Here is a 19,070-nt window from a genome sequence, read left to right on the forward strand (position 1 = left end):
TTTTCCTCTTTCGTCGAATCGAATGGTGGCCCGTCGGGCGTCACCCGCCGGCGTGGGATCAGCTGCCGCCGAAGATCCGCAGGACGCCCTCCGTGAACAGGGCGTCAAGCCCCGACACGATCGCAACCATGATCAGAACGAATACCAGAACGACCGTGGTGTAGGTGATGAGATCCTTGCGCGTCGGCCAGATGACCTTGCGCAGTTCATTGACGACCTGCCGATAGAAAAGGGCAGGAGAAGTGCGCTTCTGCTTCTTCTCGCCGCTCGGCTTGCCTGCGGTCTCGCTGTGCGTGTCGATCGCCACAGTCCTCACCTGATCTGTCGTATCCAACGCAGTTGCGCGGCGCGCTTACACGCCTTGCTGCGCGGACCGCACTCAGCAGGGCACGAGGGACTCGAACCCCCAACCGCCGGTTTTGGAGACCGGTGCGCTACCAATTGCGCTAGTGCCCTATGTCGTCAACCACACTACATGGATTGACTTACTGCCCGGGCCGATCGCCGCATCGACATGCGGCGGCAGGACCAGGCGAAAGTGTACGGAAGAATGACGGCTACGTCGAACCGGAACGAGATCGCCCTGGTCACAAGCCACTTGCCCGCATGGGCGTGTCGCCTTCTGTCACCATGTGAACATGTCCAGCCGCATCTCCGCACGCATCTCCGCGATCTCCGAGTCCGCCACCCTGGCCGTCGACGCCAAGGCGAAGGCCATGAAGGCCGCGGGCCGTCCCGTCATCGGCTTCGGCGCGGGCGAGCCCGACTTCCCGACCCCCGGCTACATCGTCGAGGCTGCGGTCGAGGCGGCGCGCGAGCCTCGCTTCCACAAGTACACGCCGGCGGGCGGCCTGCCCGAGCTGAGGCAGGCGATCGCCGACAAGACCCTGCGCGACTCCGGCTACCAGGTCGACGCCTCGAGGGTCCTGGTGACCAACGGCGGCAAGCAGGCCGTCTACCAGGCGTTCGCCACCCTGCTCGACCCCGGTGACGAGGTCCTGGTGGTCGCTCCCTACTGGACGACCTACCCCGAGGCGATCAAGCTGGCCGGCGGGGTGCAGGTCGACGTCGTCACCGACGAGACCACCGGCTACCTCGCCTCCGTCGAGCAGCTGGAGGCGGCCCGCACCGAGCGGACCAAGGTGCTGCTGTTCGTCTCGCCGTCCAACCCGACGGGGGCGGTCCACCCGCGCGAGCAGGTCGAGGCGATCGGCCGCTGGGCGGCCGAGCACGGCCTCTGGGTGGTCACCGACGAGATCTACGAGCACCTCGTGTACGGCGGCGCGGAGTTCACCAGCATCGCCACCGCCGTGCCCGAGCTCGGCGACAGGGTCGTCATCCTGAACGGCGTCGCCAAGACCTACGCCATGACCGGCTGGCGGGTCGGCTGGCTCATCGGCCCCTCCGACGTGGTGAAGGCCGCGACCAACCTGCAGTCGCACGCCACCTCCAACGTCTCCAACGTCGCCCAGGTCGCGGCGCTGGCCGCGGTGAAGGGCGACCTGTCGGCGGTGGAGCAGATGCGTGAGGCGTTCGACCGTCGCAGGAAGACCATGGTCAGGATGCTCAACGAGATCCCAGGGGTGCTCTGCCCTGAGCCGCAGGGCGCCTTCTACGTCTACCCGTCGGTGAAGGCGCTGCTGGGCAAGGAGCTGCGCGGCAGGCGTCCGCAGACCTCGGCCGAGCTGGCGGAGCTGATCCTGGAGGAGGCCGAGGTGGCGGTCGTCCCCGGTGAGGCTTTCGGCACGCCGGGTTACTTCCGCCTGTCCTACGCGCTGGGCGACGACGACCTGGTCGAGGGCGTCAGCCGCCTCCAGAAGCTCCTGGCCGAAGCCGTCTGATCCACCCGATGTGGCCCTGTCGCGGCCTTGTCCGGGTCAGGAGGGGGCCTGGACGGAGGCCGCCAGGGGCAGCAGGTCGGCGGAGAGGGTGTCGCTGACGCGGATCCATGCGCCGGTGCCCGTGCGTTCGAGCCAGGCGATCATCATCCCGCCGCTCGGATGCCTGCCGACCAGGGCGGGTTTGCCGCGGACGGTGGTCTCGCGCGGCGAGGCGAGAACGGCGCGCTTGCGGTAGGTCTCCCAGTCGGCCGCGACGGTGCCGTGCTCCACCTGCACCTCGACGAAGCTCGACCCGGCGGCGTAGCGGGCCCATCCGCCCTCCACACCGGGCTCGGGCGCGATGGAGCCGCCTCCTGTGCGGCTGAGCCCGGCAGGCAGGTAGGTGAGCCAGAAGTTGTCGGCCACGACCGTGATGCCGGGCGAGGTGGCGGTGGGGGTCGAAGGAGGCGTGGGGGCGAGGGTCGGGACGACCGTGACGGGTGAGGTCCTGCCGAAACCCGAGGAGAAGATGGCGATGATCGTGAGGACGGTCACCGCCAGAGCGGCGAGGGCGAGCGCGGCCCGCCATCGCCCGCCGTGGGCGGTGACCAACCCGTCAGGCGCCATACCCCGTTAGATGCCCGCGTTCGCCGCTCTGATCACTCCGAAGGGCGGATCCCTTCGGCGATCTTCCGTAGCTCGGTGGAGACCGCCTCGGCGTCGAGCTTCGCGGCCCTGTCAGGGCTCATCATCACCTCGACCGCGAGGTCGTCGCGCAGCTTGAAGCCGATGGTCGGAGTGCTCGGCTCCCTGCCCTGCTGCGTGCCGGGCTTCCCGACCTCGCCCCCCTCGCCGACGTCGGCCACATAGGCCTGTCTGCCGCCGAGGTCGACGAGCTCGACACCGTCGAGCTTCAGGCGGGCCTCGACCTGCCTGCCTGCCTTGCCCTCGTGGACCATGACCTGGATGCCGTACCTGCCGGGGCGGCCGTCAGGAGTGTCGTAGCTGGTGGTGTAGCTGGTGCCGCCCCGCGCCTTCTTGCCGGACCACTTGCTCGACCACTTGCCCCACACCAGCCCTTCGGGCAGGTAGCCGAGCGTGATGCCGCCGAACGTGCGACCGTCGCCCAGATCGCCGAGCGCCTGTGGCGCCTCCTCCACCAGGTAGAGCTTGACGGTCGCGCCCGGGGACACCTCCGTGCCCGGCTTCGGCTCCTGGCCGAAGACGTGCTCGTGACCGGTCAGCTTCTCGCCGACGAGACCGACCGCACGCAGCGCCGCCTGGGCCTCGGCCAACGTCATGTCGGTCAGGTCGGGCACCGTCACCTCGGTCACGATCTTCGCGGTCGTGGGCGCCTGGGCCACGTCCGAGGAGCCCGAGCTCATCGACAGGACCACGGGAGCCCCCGCCGCCAGAGCGGCGGTCACGAGGGCCGCCCCCGCGACCCTGAACCTGATCACATGCCTGCGGTGCCTCCTGCGCACGCTCCCGCCCATCGTGGACGGCGCGTGCACGTCGGCCACCCGGGCGGCCATCGCCTCGGCGAGCCCCTCTTCGACCTTCATACGAGCGCTCCTTCCTTCATGTTCTCGCGGATTCTGGCGAGCCCCCGCGCCGCCTGACTCTTGACCGTGCCGAGCGAGCAGCCGAGCGCCGCCGCGGTGGCCGACTCCGACAGGTCCTCCCAGTAGCGCAGGACAAGGACGGCCCGCATCCGTGCGGGCAGCCTGCGCAGCTCGGCCATGAGCGCGTCGCGCAGATCGAGGTCGGGCGCCGCCGCCTCGGTCTCCGGCGGCCTGGCGAACGTGATCTCCTGAATGATCTTGCGGCGGCGGGCCGCCGAGATGGCCGCGTTCACGACGACCCTGCGCGCGTAGGCGTCGGGGTTGTCGTGCCCGATCCTCGGCCAGTGCCGGTAGACCTTCTCCAGCGCGTGCTGGACGAGGTCCTCGGCGTCGTGCTGCGACGCCCCGCATACCAGGATCGCGGTGCGCAGCAGTGACGTGCTTCGGGCGGCCAGGAACTGGTCGAAGGCCGCCTCATGTTCTTCCGTCATCAGCGAGGTCCCCTTTCGCCCCTCCCAACGCGTCAACCCACCGCGAGGTTGAGTGGCACCATATGGAAATGCCACGTCCCCTGGCCGAGCTGCCCAAGGCTCATCTGCACCTGCACTTCACCGGCTCCATGCGGCACTCGACGCTGATCGAACTGGCCAGGGAGCAGGGCCTGCACCTGCCCGACGCGCTCGAGGAGGACTGGCCGCCGCAGCTCCACGCCACCGACGAGCGGGGCTGGTTCAGGTTCCAGCGCCTGTACGACATCGCCAGGTCGGTGCTGAGGCGCGAGGAGGACATCTACCGGCTGGTGCGCGAGGCGGCGGAGGACGAGGCGGCCGAGGGCTCGCGCTGGCTGGAGATCCAGGTGGACCCGTCGGGGTTCGCCTCACGCTTCGGCGGGCTGACCGCGACACTGGAGCTGATGCTCGACGCCGCCGAGCGGGCCGCCAAGGCGGCCGACATCGGGATCGCGACGGTCGTGGCGGCGAACAGGACCAGGCATCCGCTCGACGCCAGGACGCTGGCCAGGCTCGCCACGCAGTACGTCGGCAGGGGCGTGGTCGGGTTCGGGCTGTCCAACGACGAGCGGAGGGGAAGGGCGCGCGACTTCGAGCACGCCTTCAGGATCGCCAGGCGGGCGGGGCTGCTGGCCGTCCCCCATGGGGGTGAGCTGCTCGGCCCCGAGAGCGTCGCCGAGTGCGTCGACGATCTCGACGCCGACAGGGTGGGGCACGGCGTGCGGGCGGCCGAGTCCGAGCGGCTGATGGAGCGACTGGCCGACAGGCAGATCTGCTGCGAGGTGTGCCCGACCTCCAACGTGGGGCTCGGCGTGGTCGCGGGGCCCGAGGACGTGCCGCTGCGCAGGCTGTTCGACGCGGGGGTGCCGATCGCTCTGGGCGCCGACGACCCGCTGCTGTTCGGTGCCAGGCTGCTGCCGCAGTACGAGCTGGCGCGCGACCTCTACGGCTTCGGCGACAGGGAGCTGGCCGAGCTGGCGCGGCAGTCGATCAGGTCGTCGGCCGCGCCCGAGTCGGTGCGCAAGGAGCTGATGAAGGGCGTGGACGACTGGCTCACCGCACCCTCAGCGGAGTGAGGAGGCGATCTCCACCGCCCGCTCCTTGGAGGTGACGCCTTCGAGGCGGTGGGCGAGGTCGCCGTCGAACCAGATGAGGGTGGGTCCCGCCAGTCGTAGCGGGAGCCGGCTGCCGTCCTCCCTGTCGAGGCGGCTGAGCGTGTGCTCCTTGGCCAGCCACCAGCCGTCGCCGCCGACGTTCTCCGGCCACGGCTCGCGCAGCTGCTTCACGAAGTAGGGGGTCAGGCCCTCGAACTGGTCGAGCCGCACGCCGTCCGCCCAGAACAGCGAGACGATCCTGTCGCCGTCGCTGACCGTGACGCGCTCGGGCTCGCCCAGCGCGGCGGGCACCTTGACGGGAAACCCCGTGAGCCGCCGCGCCTCGGCCATGGAGACCTCGCGCTCGCCCGGCAGCGGCACGGGTGTCGCGGGCGGCGCGCCCTGCTCGCCGACGCGCACCTCGATGCCCGCCAGGCGCAGGATGTGGACGACGGCGGCCCTGCCCTGCGGGGTGGCGGCGGTCAGCGCCACGATCACGACCGCGATGGCCGCGACGAGCCGCCACCTGGGCCGCCTTCTCGCCGGCGGCGCGGGCTCGGGCGAGGGCTCCTCGATGCGTGCCCGTACGGCCGCTGCCACCTCGGCGGGCGGCGGGGCGGCCGGCAGGTCGACGAAGTCGGCGAGCGCCATGAGCTCCGCCTCGAGGTCGTCGTCAGGCGAGGTCACGTCCCACCTCCTCCCTCAGTCTGGCCAGTCCGCGATGCGTCCTGGACTTGACCGTGCCGACCGGCCAGTCGAGCACCTGAGCGGTCTCCTGCTCCGACAGCTGCAAGAAGTACCTGCAGACCACGGCCTCCCGTTCCCGATCAGGCAGGCTGCGGACGGCGGCCAGCAGGCGCTCCCTGCGGTCGCCCGCGACGGCCGTGCCCTCGGGGTCGTCGGAGGCCTGCGTGGCGGCCATCGCGCCGAGCCTCAGCGCCAGCTCCGACCTGCGCCCTCGCGACCTGGTGAGGTTGTGGGTCTCGTTGGCGACGATCCGCAGCAGCCACGGGCGGAAGGGCGCGTCCCTCCTGAAGCCGCTCAGATGCCTGAACGCCTTGACGAACGCCTCTTGCACCACGTCCTGAGCCTCGTCACCCGCGCCGAGCATGGCGGCGGTGCGGTGGGCGAGCGCGCTGTAGCGGGCGACGAGCGCCTCGTAGGCGGACAGGTCACCGTCGAGGGCGCGGGCGATCGCCTCGTCGTCATCCATGGGCGAGTCAGATTCCATCCCATGCGGAGGCTCGCGCGAAAGAGGAAAGCGAGAAAAGAAAGGCGGTGAGACGGCCCCTCCTCCACCTCACCGCCTTCGCCGACCGACACCCCCGGTCGTCGAACGGCTGCGAACAGTCTTCACTTCCTCACACATCGTCACATCCGTAGATCGGCCCACGCACATACCTATTTCTTGTGGCGAGGTGGAGGTCGGCAGGGCAGCCGAACAGCGGCGCCGCCTCCTTCCGGCCGCGTCGAGCGGCCCCGCGGGCCCCGCGAACATGGTCAGCTCGGCAGGGAGGTCACCCAGGCCGCGATCTGCGCTCTGGACGAGAACCCGAGTTTGTCGAGGATGTGCTCCACATGCGCGTCCACCGTCCGTTTGGAGAGCACCAGTTGCTCGGCCATCTCCCTGTTCGACAGCCCCTCGGCGACCAGCTGGGCGACCTCCCACTCGCGGCGGGTGAGCGGGAGCTCGGCGCGTGGCTCCCTGCCGCCCGCCGCCGCGGAGACCGCCTCGTCGAGGCCGAGCCGGCGGCCTCTGGCGTAGGCCGCGGCGTAGACCCTGCCGCCCAGCTCTCGCTCGGCCTGCTCGGCGCAGATGAGGTGGGGCCTGTTGAAGTGCCTGGAGTCGAACAGCAGCGGCCCGACCGAGCGCCAGATCGTGCCCGCAGCGCCCTGCAGCACCGCCGCCATCTCCGGCTCGCCCGCCTCGGCCCTGAGCAGGGCGACCAGCTCGACAGACAGCACGATGCCGACCAGGTCGTGGAAGCGGTGGCTGACGCGCAGGCTGCGCAGGGCCAACGACAGCGCCCGCCCCCTCGCCCCCTTCGCCCAGGCCGCGTACGCCTCCACGTAGTCGACGTAGGACAGCACCCACTGCTCCCCCACGCGCTCGCAACGGTCGCGCACCTGGCCGCACAGCTCGGCGCAGGAGTCGAGCTCACCGCGGAAGGCCAGCACGATCGCCAGTTCGACGCAGGCCATGAGGACGTTGCACTCGAGCACGCCGAGCTTCGCGTACCGCTCGACGGCCTCGGTGAAGAGCGGGACGGCGCGGTCGTGCTCGTCGGCGATCAGCGCCGCGCACCCCAGACGATGGACGGCGTAGGCGACGGCCCGCTGGTCCCCGTGGTTCCTGCACTCCTCGAGGAAGCGCATGCCCGAGTCGCTCTCGCCGATGAGGACGCAGACGTAGCCCGCCACCCACAGCGCCCTCATCCGCGCGGAGGTCGGCTCGGGCGCGGCCGACAGCGCGCGGCCGAGCCAGTGGCGGCCCTCGCGCAGCTGTCCGCAGCCGACCCAGTAGAACCAGAGGGTCGCGGCCATGTCGAGCGCCTGCTCGTGGGCGTCGAGGGAGCGCTCGAAGGCGGCTCGCAGGTTGCCCAGCTCGGCGCGGGTGCTGGAGAAGATGGCCGGCTGGCGGGGGCCGAACCAGTCGGCCTCGTTGGCGCGGGCGAGCCTGAGGTAGAAGTCGGTGTGGCGGGCGCGCAACGCGTCGGTCTCCGCGGCGCCGAGCCTTCCCAGCCACTCGGCGCCGTACTCCCTGACGGAGTCGATCAGGGAGTAGCGGACGCCTTCCTCCCGCTCCTCCCTGATCAGGATCGACTTGTCGGCCAGGGCGCCGACCAGGTCGACGATCGTCGCGCGCGCCAGGCGCCCGTCGGAGCAGACCGACTCGGCCGCCACCAGGCCGAAGCCGCCGCTGAACACCGACAGCCGCGCCCACAGCAGCCGCTCGTCAGGCGTGCACAGCTCGTGGCTCCAGCCGATCGCCGCCCTCAGTGTCTGGTGCCGGGGGCCGCCCGCCCTGCTGCCGAGGTCGAGCAGCTTGAAACGGTGGTCGAGACCCTCGACGACCTCCTCGACCGACAGCGCGCGCAGGCGGACCGCCGCCAGCTCGATCGCCAGCGGGATCCGGTCGAGCCTGAGGCACAGCTTCCTGACCAGCGCCTCGTTCTCCGCCGTGACGGCGAAGCCGCCGGTCGCGGCCTGGGCCCTGTCGGTGAGCAGGGCGACCGCGTCGGAGAGCATGAGTGAGGGCACCGGCAGCAGGTGCTCGCCCTCGACCTCGAGCGCCTGCCGTCCCGCCACCAGGACCTTGAGCCCCCGCGACCTCCTGAGCAGCAGCTCCACCAGATGGGCGCAGCGCTCGACCAGGTGCTCGGTTCCGTCGAGGACGAGGAGCAGGCGCTTGTCGGCCAGGTGGGCGGTGAGGACCTCCTCGTCGGTCCTGGCGGTCTGGTCGGTCAGTCGCATCGCGTCGGCGATCGCCGTCTCGATCAGGCCGGGGTCGTGCAGGGTGCTCAGGTCGACGAAGAACACCCCGTCGTCGAAGGTTCTGCGCGCGGAGTGGGCCGCTCGCATGGCCAGCCGCGTCTTCCCTACGCCGGCGACGCCGGTGAGCGTGACGAGCCTGGCCCTGCCGAGAAGACGCCTGACTTCCTTCAGCTCTGCCCGCCTGCCGACGAAACCGGTGACGTCGGCAGGGAGGTTGCCTCTCTCCATTACTGCCTCGTGTGTGGGGATTCACGGGTTCACGCATAGTAACGCGCCGAATGCGCCCTGGAGTGTCTGTTCGCGAGTTCGGCGGATGAAGTGACCCGGAGATCCGAGCGGGCACTAGACTCTGCGGCACCGCATTCTTGGAGGAACAGCTCTCATGTCATCTGGGTACGACCGCGTGGTCCAACCGGCGGCCGGCGACGAGGCTCTGGAAAACCACCTCGGCGGCGACGAGGCCAAGAACTACCGGCAGTACGAGTTCGACATGGTGGCGCCCCACGTCGGCCGCTCCATGCTGGAGATCGGCTCGGGTCTCGGGCACTTCGCCGAGCAGTTCCTGCCCCGCCTCGACCGGCTCGTGGTCAGCGACTTCGACCCCTACTGCGTCGAGCAGCTGCGCAAGCGCTTCGCCGACCGCTCCGACATCGACGTGCTGCACTTCGCCCTCCCCGACGCGGTCCCGATGGAGGAGAAGGTCGACACCGTCGTCATGATGAACGTCCTCGAGCACATCGAGGACGACGCGGGGGCGCTGCGCTCGCTGGCCCGCGTCGTGACGCCCGGCGGCAGGATCATCATCTGGGTGCCCGGCTACATGCAGCTATACGGGGACTTCGACAAGAAGGTCGGCCACGTCCAGCGCTACACGCCCAAGACGCTGAGCAGCTCGGTGGCGAAGGCGGGGCTCGACATCGACGTCATCAAGCCGATCAACTTCCTGGGCGGCATCGCCTGGTGGGCCGCGGTCCGCCGCGGCGGGGTCGGCTACCCTGACCCGCGCCTGGTCAAGATCTACGACCGCACGGTGGTGCCGGCGACGCGCCTGATCGAGCGCTTCATCCGCCCCCCGTTCGGCCAGACCGTCTTCTGCGTCGCCCGCGTGCCCTCCTGACCCGATCCGCTTCGTAGCTCGCGCGGCGCTTTCCCGCCGTTTTCCGAGCTGCCTCTTCACGATCCTGTACGGCGAAGCCACCCCACGGCCACCGGAGTCACCGGTGGCCGTCGGTCTTTCACGCGTGCTCCAGCAGGACTCCGGCCGATCACCGCAACGTCGCCCGTGAACCCATAAGGCCGCGACCTCGCACCTGCGAATCCAGCGAACCGGCGAGCTCTCGTTTCTGTGAGCCGTGCGAGTCGGCGAACTCTCGCGCCCACGCCCGCCCGGCCCCGAAGCCGCCACGCCGGCGACCCCGGCGTCACGCGACCCCGGCCACGCGCGCTCGATGGCCGTCTCCCTGGACAGACCCGGGCCACGTGCCGAGGGTGGGCATGACCCGGCCTGGCCGTACGAGATGATCACAGAATCGGGTGTCGACGGCAGGCGCGGGGAAGAACAGAATCGGAGGAACGCGAGCGGAGGCCGTTATGACCGAGTACGCGCGGGCGCGAGAGGTTGCCGAGCAGGCCAGGCAGGCCGAGTGGGAGCGGCCGAGCTTCGGCAGGCAGCTCTTCCTCGGTGACTTCCGGCTCGATCTCGTCCACCCGATCCCCACCCTCGACGAGTCGGCCACCAAGAGGGGCGAGGAGTTCGTCAGGGCCCTGCGCAGGTTCCTCGACTCGCGGGTGGATCCGGCGCAGATCGAGCGGACCGCGACGGTGCCCGACGAGGTGGTCAGGGGCCTGGCCGGCCTCGGCGCCTTCGGCATCACGATCGAGGAGGAGTACGGCGGCCTCGGCCTGTCCCACCTGTACTACAGCAGGGCGCTCATGCTGGTCGGCTCCTACTGCCCCGCGCTGTCGGCGCTGCTGTCGGCGCACCAGTCGATCGGGGTGCCGCAGCCGTTGCGGCTGTTCGGCACCGAGGAGCAGAAGCGCGAGTTCCTGCCGCGCTGCGCCCGAGGGGAGATCTCGGCGTTCCTGCTGACCGAGCCCGATGTCGGCTCCGACCCTGCGCGCCTGTCCACGACCGCGACCCTCGACGGGGACGACTACGTGCTCGACGGCGTCAAGCTGTGGACGACCAACGGTGTGGTCGCCGACCTGCTGGTCGTGATGGCCAGGACGGGCAGGAAGATCAGCGCCTTCGTGGTCGAGGCGGACTCGCCCGGCATCACCGTCCAGCGGCGCAACTCCTTCATGGGCCTGCGCGGGATCGAGAACGGGGTGACGCGGTTCGAGGGGGTACGCGTCCCCGCCCGCAACAGGATCGGCCGCGAGGGCGACGGTCTGAAGATCGCGCTCACCACGCTGAACACCGGCAGGCTGTCGCTGCCCGCCACGTGCGCGGGCAACGCCAAGTGGGCGGTGAAGATCGCCCGCGAGTGGTGCAACGCGCGCGTGCAGTGGGGGCACAGGGTCGGCGAGCACGAGGCGGTGGCCACCAAGGTCGCGTTCATCGCGGCCACCGCCTACGCGCTGGAGGCGGTGTGCGACCTGTCGAGCAGGCTGGCCGACGACGAGTCCAACGACATCAGGATCGAGGCCGCGCTCGCCAAGCTGTTCGCCAGCGAGATGGCCTGGCGGGTGGGCGACGAGCTGGTCCAGATCAGAGGCGGGCGCGGCTACGAGACGGCCGAGTCGCTGGCCGCGCGCGGCGAGCGCGGCGTGCCCGCCGAGCAGATCCTGCGCGACCTGCGCATCAACCGGATCTTCGAGGGTTCCTCGGAGATCATGCGGTTGCTGATCGCGAGGGAGGCCGTGGACGCGCACCTGTCCGTCGCCGGCGAGCTGATCGACCCTGACGCCTCCAGGCAGGACCGAGCCAGGGCGCTCAGGCGGGCCGGCGCCTTCTACGCCAGGTGGCTGCCGGGGCTGGTCGTCGGCGAGGGCACGCTCCCCGTCGCCTACGGCGCCTTCGGCCCGCTGGCCCATCATCTGCGGCACGTGGAGCGGACCAGCCGCAAGCTGGCCAGGTCCACCTTTTACGCCATGTCGAGGTGGCAGGGCGGCATGGAGCACAGGCAGGCCTTCCTGGGCAGGATCGTCGACATCGGCGCCGAGCTGTTCGCGATGACGGCGGTCTGCGTGCGGGCCGACGAGGACTCCCGCGACCTCGGACGGCGTCCCATGGAGCTGGCCGACGTGTTCTGCCGCCAGTCGAGGATCCGGGTGGACGCGCTGTTCGACAGGTTGTGGGACAACAGCGACGCCCATGACGCGAGGGTGGCGGGCTACGTCCTCGACGGCCGCTACACCTTCCTCGAGGAGGGGATTCTCGACCCGTCCGTCGAGGGCCCGTGGATCGCCGCTCCGACGGACGGCGAGAACGTCCACCGGCACATCCGCTAGCGGCGGCGCGGCAGAGTCCGCCAGCGGCGGCGCGGCAGAGGACGACACCTCGGCGACCAGCGGCCCGACCCCTCCCTGCCGCCATGGAGGCAGTCCGCTCGTCCCGCGAGAAGGCCGGCTGTGTCGTCCCTACAAACCGGAGGACCCTCCTGGCCGCGCCCCACTCCGGGCAGGCGGCGGCCATGGCGCAGGAGGACATCCGCTCCCAGTGGATAGGTAGGGTGATATGCGGCGTTTTGTAGTACTTCGCCGAGGGCGATCGTGAGGAGGACGGGTGGCGGAGTCGTTCGGCGGGTTGCTGCGAAGCTGGCGACACGCCGCCCAGCTGACGATCGAGGAGCTTTCCCACACATCCGGCGTGAGCGTACGGGCCATCGGCGACATGGAGCGCGGAACCAGCCGGGGCCCGCAACGGCGCACCGTGGAGGCGCTGGCCGAGGCGCTGCGGCTTGACGACGCGCAGCGGGTGGCGCTGTCTGAGGCGGCACGGGCGGGCCGACCCCGTCAGGAGGCCCCCGCGCCGGGGGCGTGTGAGCTGCCCCGCGGAGTGGGCGACTTCACCGGGCGGACACGGGAACTGCGTGCGCTGCGCGAACTGGCGGCTCGTACGGGAGACGAGCAGGCCGCCGTAGTGGCGGCCGTCTCCGGGGCCGCCGGCATCGGCAAGACAGCGCTGGCCGTGCGAGCCGCAGGGCAACTGGACGATCTGTTCCCCGACGGCCGCTTCTACCTGGACCTGCGCGGCATGGATCCGATCCCGCTGGACTCGGGGACGGCGCTGTCCCGGCTGCTCAAGGCCCTGGGCGTGGCCGAGCGGCGCATCCCCGCCGACGAGGAGGACCGCGCAGGCCGGTACCGGGCCCTGCTGCGCGAACGGCGGTGCCTGATCATCCTGGACAACGCGGCCCACGAAGGCCAGGTGCGTTCGCTGTTGCCCTCGGCAGGGCCGGTGATGACGCTGGTCACCAGCCGCAGGCCACTGGCAGGACTGGAGGGCGTGCACCAGCTCCCGCTGGCGCACCTGGCCGCGGAGGAGGCGGCCGCCCTCCTGCGCGCGATCGTCGGCGCGGAGCGCGCCGCGGCCGATCCGGACGGGGTGGCACAGGTGGCGAGCCTGTGCGGAAACCTGCCGCTGGCTCTGCGCATCGCAGGCAACCGGCTGCAGAGCAGACCCGGCTGGACGGCAGGGCAACTGGCGGCACGCCTTGGCGACGAGGGACGGCGAGTGGAGTCCCTGTCCGCGGGAGACCTGTCCGTGGCCGCCGCCTTCGCGCTGTCGTACCGGCAGCTCTCCCTGCCGGCCCGGCAGAGCTTCCGCCGCCTGGCGCTGGCCGCGGCGCCGGAGTTCGGTGCGCCGATGACGGCGGTCCTGGCCGAGCTCGGCAGGGCCGAGGCCGAGGACGCCCTGGAGGAACTGGTCGACCTCGGTCTGCTGCAGTCGCCGTACGTGGGCCGCTACCGCTTCCACGACCTGGTACGGCTGTTCGCCCGCGCCCGGCTGTCCGAGGAGGAGCCCGTCCAGGCCCAGCGGCAGGCTCGGCGGCGTATGGACGACTGGCTGCTCGAGGTCGCCACGGTCGCCGGGCGCTGGTTCGAGCCGGACTACGGCGCCCCGCCGCAGGACTGGAGCTCCCTCGTCGAGCTGAACAGCTCGCAACAGGCACAGGAGTGGCTCCAGACAGAGGGCGAGGCCTGGCTGGCGGCGCTGAGACAGGCCTTCCGCGTCGGCGAGCACGCGCGCGTCGTCGAGGTGGCCGAGGCCATGCACTGGTTCTCGGACCTGTGGATGCACTGGGGGCACTGGCCGGAGGTGTTCGACCTGTCCTCCAGGGCCGCCCGCGCCATGGGCGACCGCGCGCAGGAGGCGGCGCATCTCAACTACCTGTCCTGGGCGCAGACCTACTGCCAGGCTCGCTTCGACGAGGCGGAGGCGACCGCCCTGCGCGCGCTGGAGCTGGCCCGCGACATCGGCGACGTGCGCCAGCAGGGCTGGTCGCTGATCTACGCCACCTGGTCGCTGTGGGCTCGCGACGACCACCCGAGCAAGGAGAGCGGGCTGAGCTACACCCGGCAGGCGGCGGAGTGCTTCCAGCAGGCAGGGGACACGGAGGGCTACGCCCAGGCCATGACCAGCATGGGGCACTGCCTGCGCAGGCTCGGCCGGGTGGAGGAGTCCGTCAGGCACAACCTGGCCCTGGTGGACCGGCTGCGCGATCCCGCCTTCGGCGGCTCGCCCGCCATCGTCAACCAGGCCGTCGGCGCGACGCTGAATCTGGTGGGTGACGGCTACTTCGCCCTCGGACGCTGGCAGGAGGCCGCCGACCACTACCGCCAGGCGTTGTGGGAGATGAGCGAGCGCCCGATCAGCCGGGCCGTGGCGGCGACACTGACCAGCCTGGGCAAGGCGCTGGTCCGGTTGGAGCAGGTCGAGCAGGCCCGCGAAGCGTTCCGTGAGGCCATGGAGCTGTACGAGGCCTCCGGTGACGCCGTCAGGGCGGCCAGGGTGCTGGAGCTCCTCGAGCAGGTCGCCCGGTCAGCTGCTGCCGTCACGCGTCCACAAAACGCTGGATGAACGTCAGAGCGGTGCCGCAGACCTCGCGCCATCCGCCGTCGACGGTCAGCGAGTGCCCGCGGCCGGGCATTTCGAGGATCTCCGTCAGGTGGTGCTCGTTGCGGACCTGCTTCTCGTAGGAGGCGTGGGCGACGGCCCAGGGGACGATACGGTCCATCTCGCCTGACATGAGCAGCAGCGGGCCCCTGTCCTTCGCGGTGGGGTCGACCTCGGGCTCGCTCCACGGGTCGAAGGCGGCGGCCGCCTGGAGCGGCGGCACGCCCGGTGCGGGGACGGCGAACCTCTCGTACAGGCGCTCGGCCTCCGCCTCGTCGACGGCGTTGGCGAAGGCGTGGCGGAACTGGTCGTAGGTGAGCGGGACGGCGCTGCCGGCGACGGCCTGGTCGGCCGGCCCGCGGACGGGGGCACGCGGAGGGGAGATCGGCAGCGGCAGCGCGCCCTGGACGGGCGCGGGGCTGATGGCCACGGCGGCACAGGCCAGGCCGCGCCCTGCGAGGATCTGCGCGAGCAGGCCGCCGGTGCAGTGGCCGACCACGGCGGGCCTGCGATCGAGCCCGCCGATCAGGTCCGCGAAGTGGCCGGCCACCTCGCCTGCCGTCCTGGCAGGCGCAGTCCCGGCAGGCGCGGCCCCGGCCGGTGGCGCGCTGGGCCAGGCCGGAGTGACCGGGGCGAATCCCGCCTCGGCGAACACCTGAGCCCAGCGCTCCCAGCTGGTGGGCAGCAGCCACAGGCCGTGGACGAAGACGACGGGGATCCGGCCGGTGAGGTTGGCGTGGCGTATCTGGGCGTGCTCGAAGCTGGAAGGCATCAATCCGTCCGAGGTCGGGGGGTCGGCACGGGACCGCCGGAGGTGGCGGCGGTCCCCGTACGGGTCAGCAGGACGGCCTCAGCTCGTGGCGAGGGCCTTCCGGAGCGTGCCGATGGCCAGCTCGATCGCCGACCCGGCCGCCTGGGTCTCGCGCAGGGCGTTGAGCATGACGAAGTCGTGGATGATCCCCTGGTAGCGCACGGCGGTCACGGGCACCCCTGCCGCGCGCAGCTTGTTCGCATACGCCTCGCCCTCGTCCCGCAGCACGTCCGCCTCGGCGGTGATGACCAGCGCCGGAGGCAGGCCGGTCAGCTCCTCGGTCGTGGCGCGCAGCGGGGAGGCGGTGATCTCGGCTCGCTGGGCCTCGTCGGTGGTGTACTGGTCCCAGAACCACTGCATGCCGTCCCTGCGCAGGAAGTAGCCCTCGGCGAACTGCTGGTAGGAGCCGGTGTCGAAGGACGCGTCCGTCACCGGGTAGAACAGCACCTGCTGCCGCAGCGCGACCCCGCCGCGCTGCTTGGCCATCAGTGTCAGCGCGGCGGCCATGTTGCCGCCGACGGAGTCGCCGGCCACCGCGACACGCGTGGCGTCCAGGCCCCTGGCCGCGCCCTCGGCGACGATCCACTGCGCCACCGTCCAGTTCTGCTCGATCGCCACCGGATAGCGGTGCTCGGGCGACAGGTCGTACTCGGGGAAGACGACGGCGGCGCCGGCGCCCACCGCCAGCTCACGCACCAGCCGGTCGTGGGTGTGGGCGTTGCCGAAGACCCAGCCGGCGCCGTGGATGTAAATGATCACGGGAAGGTCGCCCGTGCTGCCCGCGGGCCTGACGACGCGGGCTCGGACCTCCTCGGTGGGGCCACCGGTGATCGTCACCCACTCCTCATCCACGGCCGGCTTGTCGACGGGGCCGGACTGGACGTCGTTCACGGTCTTACGGCCCTCGTCCGGCGTGAGCTGGAAGAGGTAGGGCGGCTGGGCGGTGGCCTCGGCGAAGGCTCGCGCGGCAGGTTCCAGGACAGGCTTGCTCATCATCGCTCCAAAGGGGAAAGGCGGGGCCCTCGGCACAAGGGGGGCTCCCGTTCACCGCACATCCAAGCAAGCAGCACCGGGCGAGGACGAGGCAGAAGCACAGGCAGAAGTACGCTTCCGCCTCGTCTCCCCTTGCCGTGGCCTGTTTGGATCGCCGCTGAAACCACTGACCCCTTGCCGACAAGGAGCGCTTCCATGACGGAGAGCACCACCCCGACCGTCGTCCTCGTGCACGGCGCGTTCGCCGACGCCGCCAGCTGGTCCGGCGTCATCGCCGAACTGCAGCAGCACGGCGTCCCCGTGGTGGCCCCGCCCAACCCGCTGCGCGGCCTGGCCTCCGACGCGGCGTACGTCGCCTCCGTGGCTGCCCAGATCGACGGACCCGTCGTGCTGGTCGGCCACTCCTACGGTGGTGCGATCATCACCGTGGCAGGCGCGACCGAGAACGTCGTCGGTCTCGTCTACGTGGCCGCCTACGTCCTCGAGGAGGGCGAGAGCCTCGGCGAGCTGCAGGGACGATTCCCGGAGCCGCCGCTGGCGGCGAGCCTGCGGCAGGCCGCCTACCCGGTCGAGGGCGCCGAACCCGGCGTCGAGTTGACGATCGAGCCCGAGAGGTTCCCTCAGGTCTTCGCCGCGGACGTGCCCGGCGAGGTCACCAAGGTTCTGGCGGTGGCGCAGCGGCCGCTCGCCGCCCGGGCGTTCACCGAGACCGCGAGCACGGCGGCCTGGAAGACGAAGCCCTCATGGGCGGTCATCGCCGGCGCCGACCAGGCGATCAACCCCGACGTCCAGCGGTTCGGGGCCAAGCGGGCGGGGGCGGCCGGCGTCGAGGTCGCGGGCGCTTCGCACGCCGTCGCGCTGTCCCGTCCGAAGGAGGTCTCCGACGTGATCCGCGAGGCGGTTCGGGCCACCTCGGCCTGACCTCTCATCCTGGGTCACCGGTAGGCCATGCTGCCGGCCCTCGGCGTCTCCGTCCCGGCGCGGAGTCACCGTAAGGGCCGGCGAACCCGACCAGACGCCCGACCCTGGGTGCCGCCGCCGGTCGATGGAGGCGCAGCAGCACGCCTTCGATCATCACCGAGGCCTCGGAGGCCAAGCGGGACGCGGACGGCCGGTGATGACGAGGAAGCTCCACGCTGCAAAAAGTTTACACTTGCTTGAAATCACCGGATTAGCATCACCTTCCGACAAAGTTTGACTTATCCGGTCTAGACCGGTTTCGCCGCGTTGTTTTCAAACCGATATGCGCCGGTATAGACCAGGCGATGAATCCCGCCCTACCCTGACGCAAACGCGTGGTGCTGACAGGCGCGCGCATCTCATCCCTGGGCGGGTTCCGCCGGCTGGTATGGACCAACGGCCCGTCCGACGAGAAGGCGGTATCTACGGTGAACATCAAGCTTGTGGGCGGCGCCGCTCTCGGCCTCGCCACCATGCTGGTCCTGTCCAGCTGTGGCGGCGGCGACGCCGGCACGCCCGCCGAGGGCGGTTCGACGGGGGCGGCGGCCGGCGGCGAGCAGGTCACGCTGAAGATGGTGGCCGCCGACTACGGCGACAACCCCACGGCCGACAACGCCGGCACGAAGTTCTGGAAGTCCGTGGTGGACGGCTTCCAGGCGGCAAACCCGAACATCAAGGTGGAGGTCCAGGTCATCTCCTGGAACGACATCGACAAGCAGGTCGCCACCATGGTCCAGAACGGCCAGGTGCCCGACATCCTGCAGACGGGCGACTACTCGGGCTTCGTCAAGGACGGCCTGCTCTACAAGGCCGACGAGGTCCTCTCCCCCGAGGTCTCGAAGGACATGCTCACGAAGTTCGCCGACTTCGGCAAGGTCGACGGCACCGCGTACGGCATCCCGTTCGTCTCCTCGGCCCGTGCGCTCTTCTACAACAAGGAGCTGTTCGAGAAGGCCAAGATCACTGAGCCTCCCAAGACGTGGGACGAGCTCAAGGCCGCCGCGGAGAAGCTGAAGGCCGCAGGCGTCAGCCAGCCGTTCGGTCTCCCGCTCGGCCAGGAGGAGGCCCAGGGCGAGTCCTTCCTGTGGATGCTCGGCAACGGCGGCGGCTACACCGACGCCTCAGGCAAGTGGACGGTCAACTCCCCCGCCAACGTCGAGGCCTTCCAGTACGTGAAGGGCCTGGTCGACGCCGGCCTGACCACCCCGAACCCCGGCACCAAGGACCGCAAGACGGTCTGGGAGGACTTCGCCGCGGGCAAGGTCGGCATGGTCAACGGCGGCCCCATGTCGATTCCGATCTTCGACAAGGGCGCCGTGAACGGCAAGTACGCCGTGGCCCCGATCGCCGGCAAGACCGGTCCCCTCGACACCACTCTGGGCGTCATGGACTGGATCATGGCCTTCAACAAGAACGGCCACGCCGCCGAGATCAAGAAGTTCTTCGACTACTTCTACACCGGCGACGCCACCCAGAAGATCGTCGACAACTACAAGTTGCTGCCCGTCACCAACGGCGGCATCGAGAAGCTGTCGGGCGACGAGAAGCTCAAGCCGTTCCTCGACGCGCTGCCCAACGCGAGCTTCTACCCCTTCAAGGACCCCAAGTGGTCCGAGGTGAACACCGCGATCAAGCAGACCATCGGCGGGGCCGTCAAGGACGACCCGGCGAAGGTGCTCGGCGACCTGCAGAAGGTCGCCGAGGGCAGCTGATCCTCGGAGTCGGTACGGCCGGCGCTGCCCCCAGCGCCGGCCGTACTCCC

Annotated in this window: 16 protein-coding genes and 1 tRNA gene; 7 read left to right on the forward strand and 10 right to left on the reverse strand. The window is 70.6% G+C overall.

Features of this window, described 5'->3' with window-relative positions; genetic code table 11:
• Positions 1 to 58 precede the first annotated feature (58 nt).
• Together secE and ABFX55_RS31605 are read right to left on the reverse strand one after the other, a co-directional pair.
• Positions 59 to 307 carry a preprotein translocase subunit SecE gene (gene secE / locus ABFX55_RS31600; protein ID WP_183650941.1) on the reverse strand — a complete coding sequence of 83 codons (249 nt, stop codon included), beginning with the start codon at positions 305 to 307 and terminating at the stop codon, positions 59 to 61.
• 76 nt (positions 308 to 383) lie between these two features.
• A tRNA-Trp gene (locus tag ABFX55_RS31605) sits at positions 384 to 456 on the reverse strand.
• Between the two features lie 182 nt (positions 457 to 638).
• On the opposite strand from ABFX55_RS31605, the gene ABFX55_RS31610 reads away from it, so the two are divergent.
• Positions 639 to 1,841, forward strand: coding sequence for a pyridoxal phosphate-dependent aminotransferase (locus ABFX55_RS31610; RefSeq protein ID WP_346126328.1), 1,203 nt, complete (start codon positions 639 to 641; stop codon positions 1,839 to 1,841).
• Between the two features lie 36 nt (positions 1,842 to 1,877).
• On the opposite strand, the gene ABFX55_RS31615 is transcribed toward ABFX55_RS31610, so the two are convergent.
• The 3 genes from ABFX55_RS31615 to ABFX55_RS31625 are packed head-to-tail and all read right to left on the reverse strand — an operon-like array spanning position 1,878 to position 3,876.
• Positions 1,878 to 2,447: a hypothetical protein gene (locus tag ABFX55_RS31615; protein WP_346126329.1), complete on the reverse strand. Its 570-nt coding sequence runs from the start codon at positions 2,445 to 2,447 to the stop codon at positions 1,878 to 1,880.
• Between the two features lie 32 nt (positions 2,448 to 2,479).
• Positions 2,480 to 3,385: a PASTA domain-containing protein gene (locus ABFX55_RS31620; RefSeq protein ID WP_346126330.1), complete on the reverse strand. Its 906-nt coding sequence runs from the start codon at positions 3,383 to 3,385 to the stop codon at positions 2,480 to 2,482.
• Positions 3,382 to 3,876: a SigE family RNA polymerase sigma factor gene (locus ABFX55_RS31625; protein ID WP_346126331.1), complete on the reverse strand. Its 495-nt coding sequence runs from the start codon at positions 3,874 to 3,876 to the stop codon at positions 3,382 to 3,384. The genes ABFX55_RS31620 and ABFX55_RS31625 overlap by 4 nt, the downstream gene beginning before the upstream one ends.
• 62 nt (positions 3,877 to 3,938) lie before the next feature.
• Between ABFX55_RS31625 and ABFX55_RS31630 the strand changes: the two genes are divergently transcribed.
• Complete coding sequence (locus ABFX55_RS31630; RefSeq protein ID WP_379478930.1) at positions 3,939 to 4,970, forward strand: adenosine deaminase; 1,032 nt, start codon at positions 3,939 to 3,941, stop codon at positions 4,968 to 4,970.
• On the opposite strand, the gene ABFX55_RS31635 is transcribed toward ABFX55_RS31630, so the two are convergent.
• The 3 genes from ABFX55_RS31635 to ABFX55_RS31645 form a co-directional block, all read right to left on the reverse strand.
• On the reverse strand, positions 4,959 to 5,675 hold the full coding sequence (locus ABFX55_RS31635) for a hypothetical protein (RefSeq protein WP_346126333.1): 717 nt from the start codon (positions 5,673 to 5,675) through the stop codon (positions 4,959 to 4,961). The genes ABFX55_RS31630 and ABFX55_RS31635 overlap by 12 nt on opposite strands.
• Complete coding sequence (locus ABFX55_RS31640) at positions 5,662 to 6,201, reverse strand: RNA polymerase sigma factor (RefSeq protein WP_346126334.1); 540 nt, start codon at positions 6,199 to 6,201, stop codon at positions 5,662 to 5,664. Before ABFX55_RS31640 ends, ABFX55_RS31635 begins: the two co-directional genes overlap by 14 nt.
• Positions 6,202 to 6,488: 287 nt before the next feature.
• Positions 6,489 to 8,711 carry an ATP-binding protein gene (locus tag ABFX55_RS31645; RefSeq protein ID WP_346126335.1) on the reverse strand — a complete coding sequence of 741 codons (2,223 nt, stop codon included), beginning with the start codon at positions 8,709 to 8,711 and terminating at the stop codon, positions 6,489 to 6,491.
• A gap of 154 nt (positions 8,712 to 8,865) precedes the next feature.
• Between ABFX55_RS31645 and ABFX55_RS31650 the strand changes: the two genes are divergently transcribed.
• The 3 genes from ABFX55_RS31650 (at position 8,866) to ABFX55_RS31660 (ending at position 14,508) form a co-directional block, all read left to right on the forward strand.
• A complete protein-coding gene (locus tag ABFX55_RS31650) occupies positions 8,866 to 9,600 on the forward strand; it encodes a class I SAM-dependent methyltransferase (RefSeq protein WP_183650969.1) in 735 nt (244 codons plus the stop codon).
• A gap of 473 nt (positions 9,601 to 10,073) precedes the next feature.
• A complete protein-coding gene (locus tag ABFX55_RS31655; RefSeq protein WP_346126336.1) occupies positions 10,074 to 11,936 on the forward strand; it encodes an acyl-CoA dehydrogenase family protein in 1,863 nt (620 codons plus the stop codon).
• A gap of 274 nt (positions 11,937 to 12,210) precedes the next feature.
• Complete coding sequence (locus ABFX55_RS31660) at positions 12,211 to 14,508, forward strand: ATP-binding protein (protein ID WP_346126337.1); 2,298 nt, start codon at positions 12,211 to 12,213, stop codon at positions 14,506 to 14,508.
• Here the strand turns inward: ABFX55_RS31660 and ABFX55_RS31665 are convergent.
• Entirely contained in the window at positions 14,483 to 15,316 is an 834-nt protein-coding gene (locus tag ABFX55_RS31665) for an alpha/beta fold hydrolase (RefSeq protein ID WP_346126338.1), read from the reverse strand. The genes ABFX55_RS31660 and ABFX55_RS31665 overlap by 26 nt on opposite strands.
• Before the next feature lie 78 nt (positions 15,317 to 15,394).
• Positions 15,395 to 16,348: an alpha/beta hydrolase gene (locus ABFX55_RS31670; RefSeq protein WP_346126339.1), complete on the reverse strand. Its 954-nt coding sequence runs from the start codon at positions 16,346 to 16,348 to the stop codon at positions 15,395 to 15,397.
• Positions 16,349 to 16,543: 195 nt separating this feature from the next.
• On the opposite strand from ABFX55_RS31670, the gene ABFX55_RS31675 reads away from it, so the two are divergent.
• Both ABFX55_RS31675 and ABFX55_RS31680 read left to right on the forward strand, forming a co-directional pair.
• Complete coding sequence (locus ABFX55_RS31675; RefSeq protein ID WP_346126340.1) at positions 16,544 to 17,269, forward strand: alpha/beta fold hydrolase; 726 nt, start codon at positions 16,544 to 16,546, stop codon at positions 17,267 to 17,269.
• Between the two features lie 467 nt (positions 17,270 to 17,736).
• A complete protein-coding gene (locus tag ABFX55_RS31680; protein WP_346126341.1) occupies positions 17,737 to 19,020 on the forward strand; it encodes an extracellular solute-binding protein in 1,284 nt (427 codons plus the stop codon).
• The last annotated feature ends 50 nt before the right edge of the window (positions 19,021 to 19,070 follow it).

It is taken from the genome of Nonomuraea roseola, from assembly GCF_039535395.1.
Classification (GTDB): Bacteria; Actinomycetota; Actinomycetes; order Streptosporangiales; family Streptosporangiaceae; genus Nonomuraea; species Nonomuraea roseola.

Bases quoted from the DNA above. Each gene is read 5' to 3' on its own strand.
- ABFX55_RS31610 (WP_346126328.1), top strand. From the start codon at position 639: ATGTCCAGCCGCATCTCCGCACGCATCTCCGCGATCTCCGAGTCCGCC.
- ABFX55_RS31615 (WP_346126329.1), bottom strand. From the start codon at position 2,447: ATGGCGCCTGACGGGTTGGTCACCGCCCACGGCGGGCGATGGCGGGCC.
- ABFX55_RS31620 (WP_346126330.1), bottom strand. From the start codon at position 3,385: ATGAAGGTCGAAGAGGGGCTCGCCGAGGCGATGGCCGCCCGGGTGGCC.
- ABFX55_RS31625 (WP_346126331.1), bottom strand. From the start codon at position 3,876: ATGACGGAAGAACATGAGGCGGCCTTCGACCAGTTCCTGGCCGCCCGA.
- ABFX55_RS31630 (WP_379478930.1), top strand. From the start codon at position 3,939: ATGGAAATGCCACGTCCCCTGGCCGAGCTGCCCAAGGCTCATCTGCAC.
- ABFX55_RS31640 (WP_346126334.1), bottom strand. From the start codon at position 6,201: ATGGATGACGACGAGGCGATCGCCCGCGCCCTCGACGGTGACCTGTCC.
- ABFX55_RS31645 (WP_346126335.1), bottom strand. From the start codon at position 8,711: ATGGAGAGAGGCAACCTCCCTGCCGACGTCACCGGTTTCGTCGGCAGG.
- ABFX55_RS31650 (WP_183650969.1), top strand. From the start codon at position 8,866: ATGTCATCTGGGTACGACCGCGTGGTCCAACCGGCGGCCGGCGACGAG.
- ABFX55_RS31655 (WP_346126336.1), top strand. From the start codon at position 10,074: ATGACCGAGTACGCGCGGGCGCGAGAGGTTGCCGAGCAGGCCAGGCAG.
- ABFX55_RS31665 (WP_346126338.1), bottom strand. From the start codon at position 15,316: ATGCCTTCCAGCTTCGAGCACGCCCAGATACGCCACGCCAACCTCACC.
- ABFX55_RS31670 (WP_346126339.1), bottom strand. From the start codon at position 16,348: ATGAGCAAGCCTGTCCTGGAACCTGCCGCGCGAGCCTTCGCCGAGGCC.
- ABFX55_RS31675 (WP_346126340.1), top strand. From the start codon at position 16,544: ATGACGGAGAGCACCACCCCGACCGTCGTCCTCGTGCACGGCGCGTTC.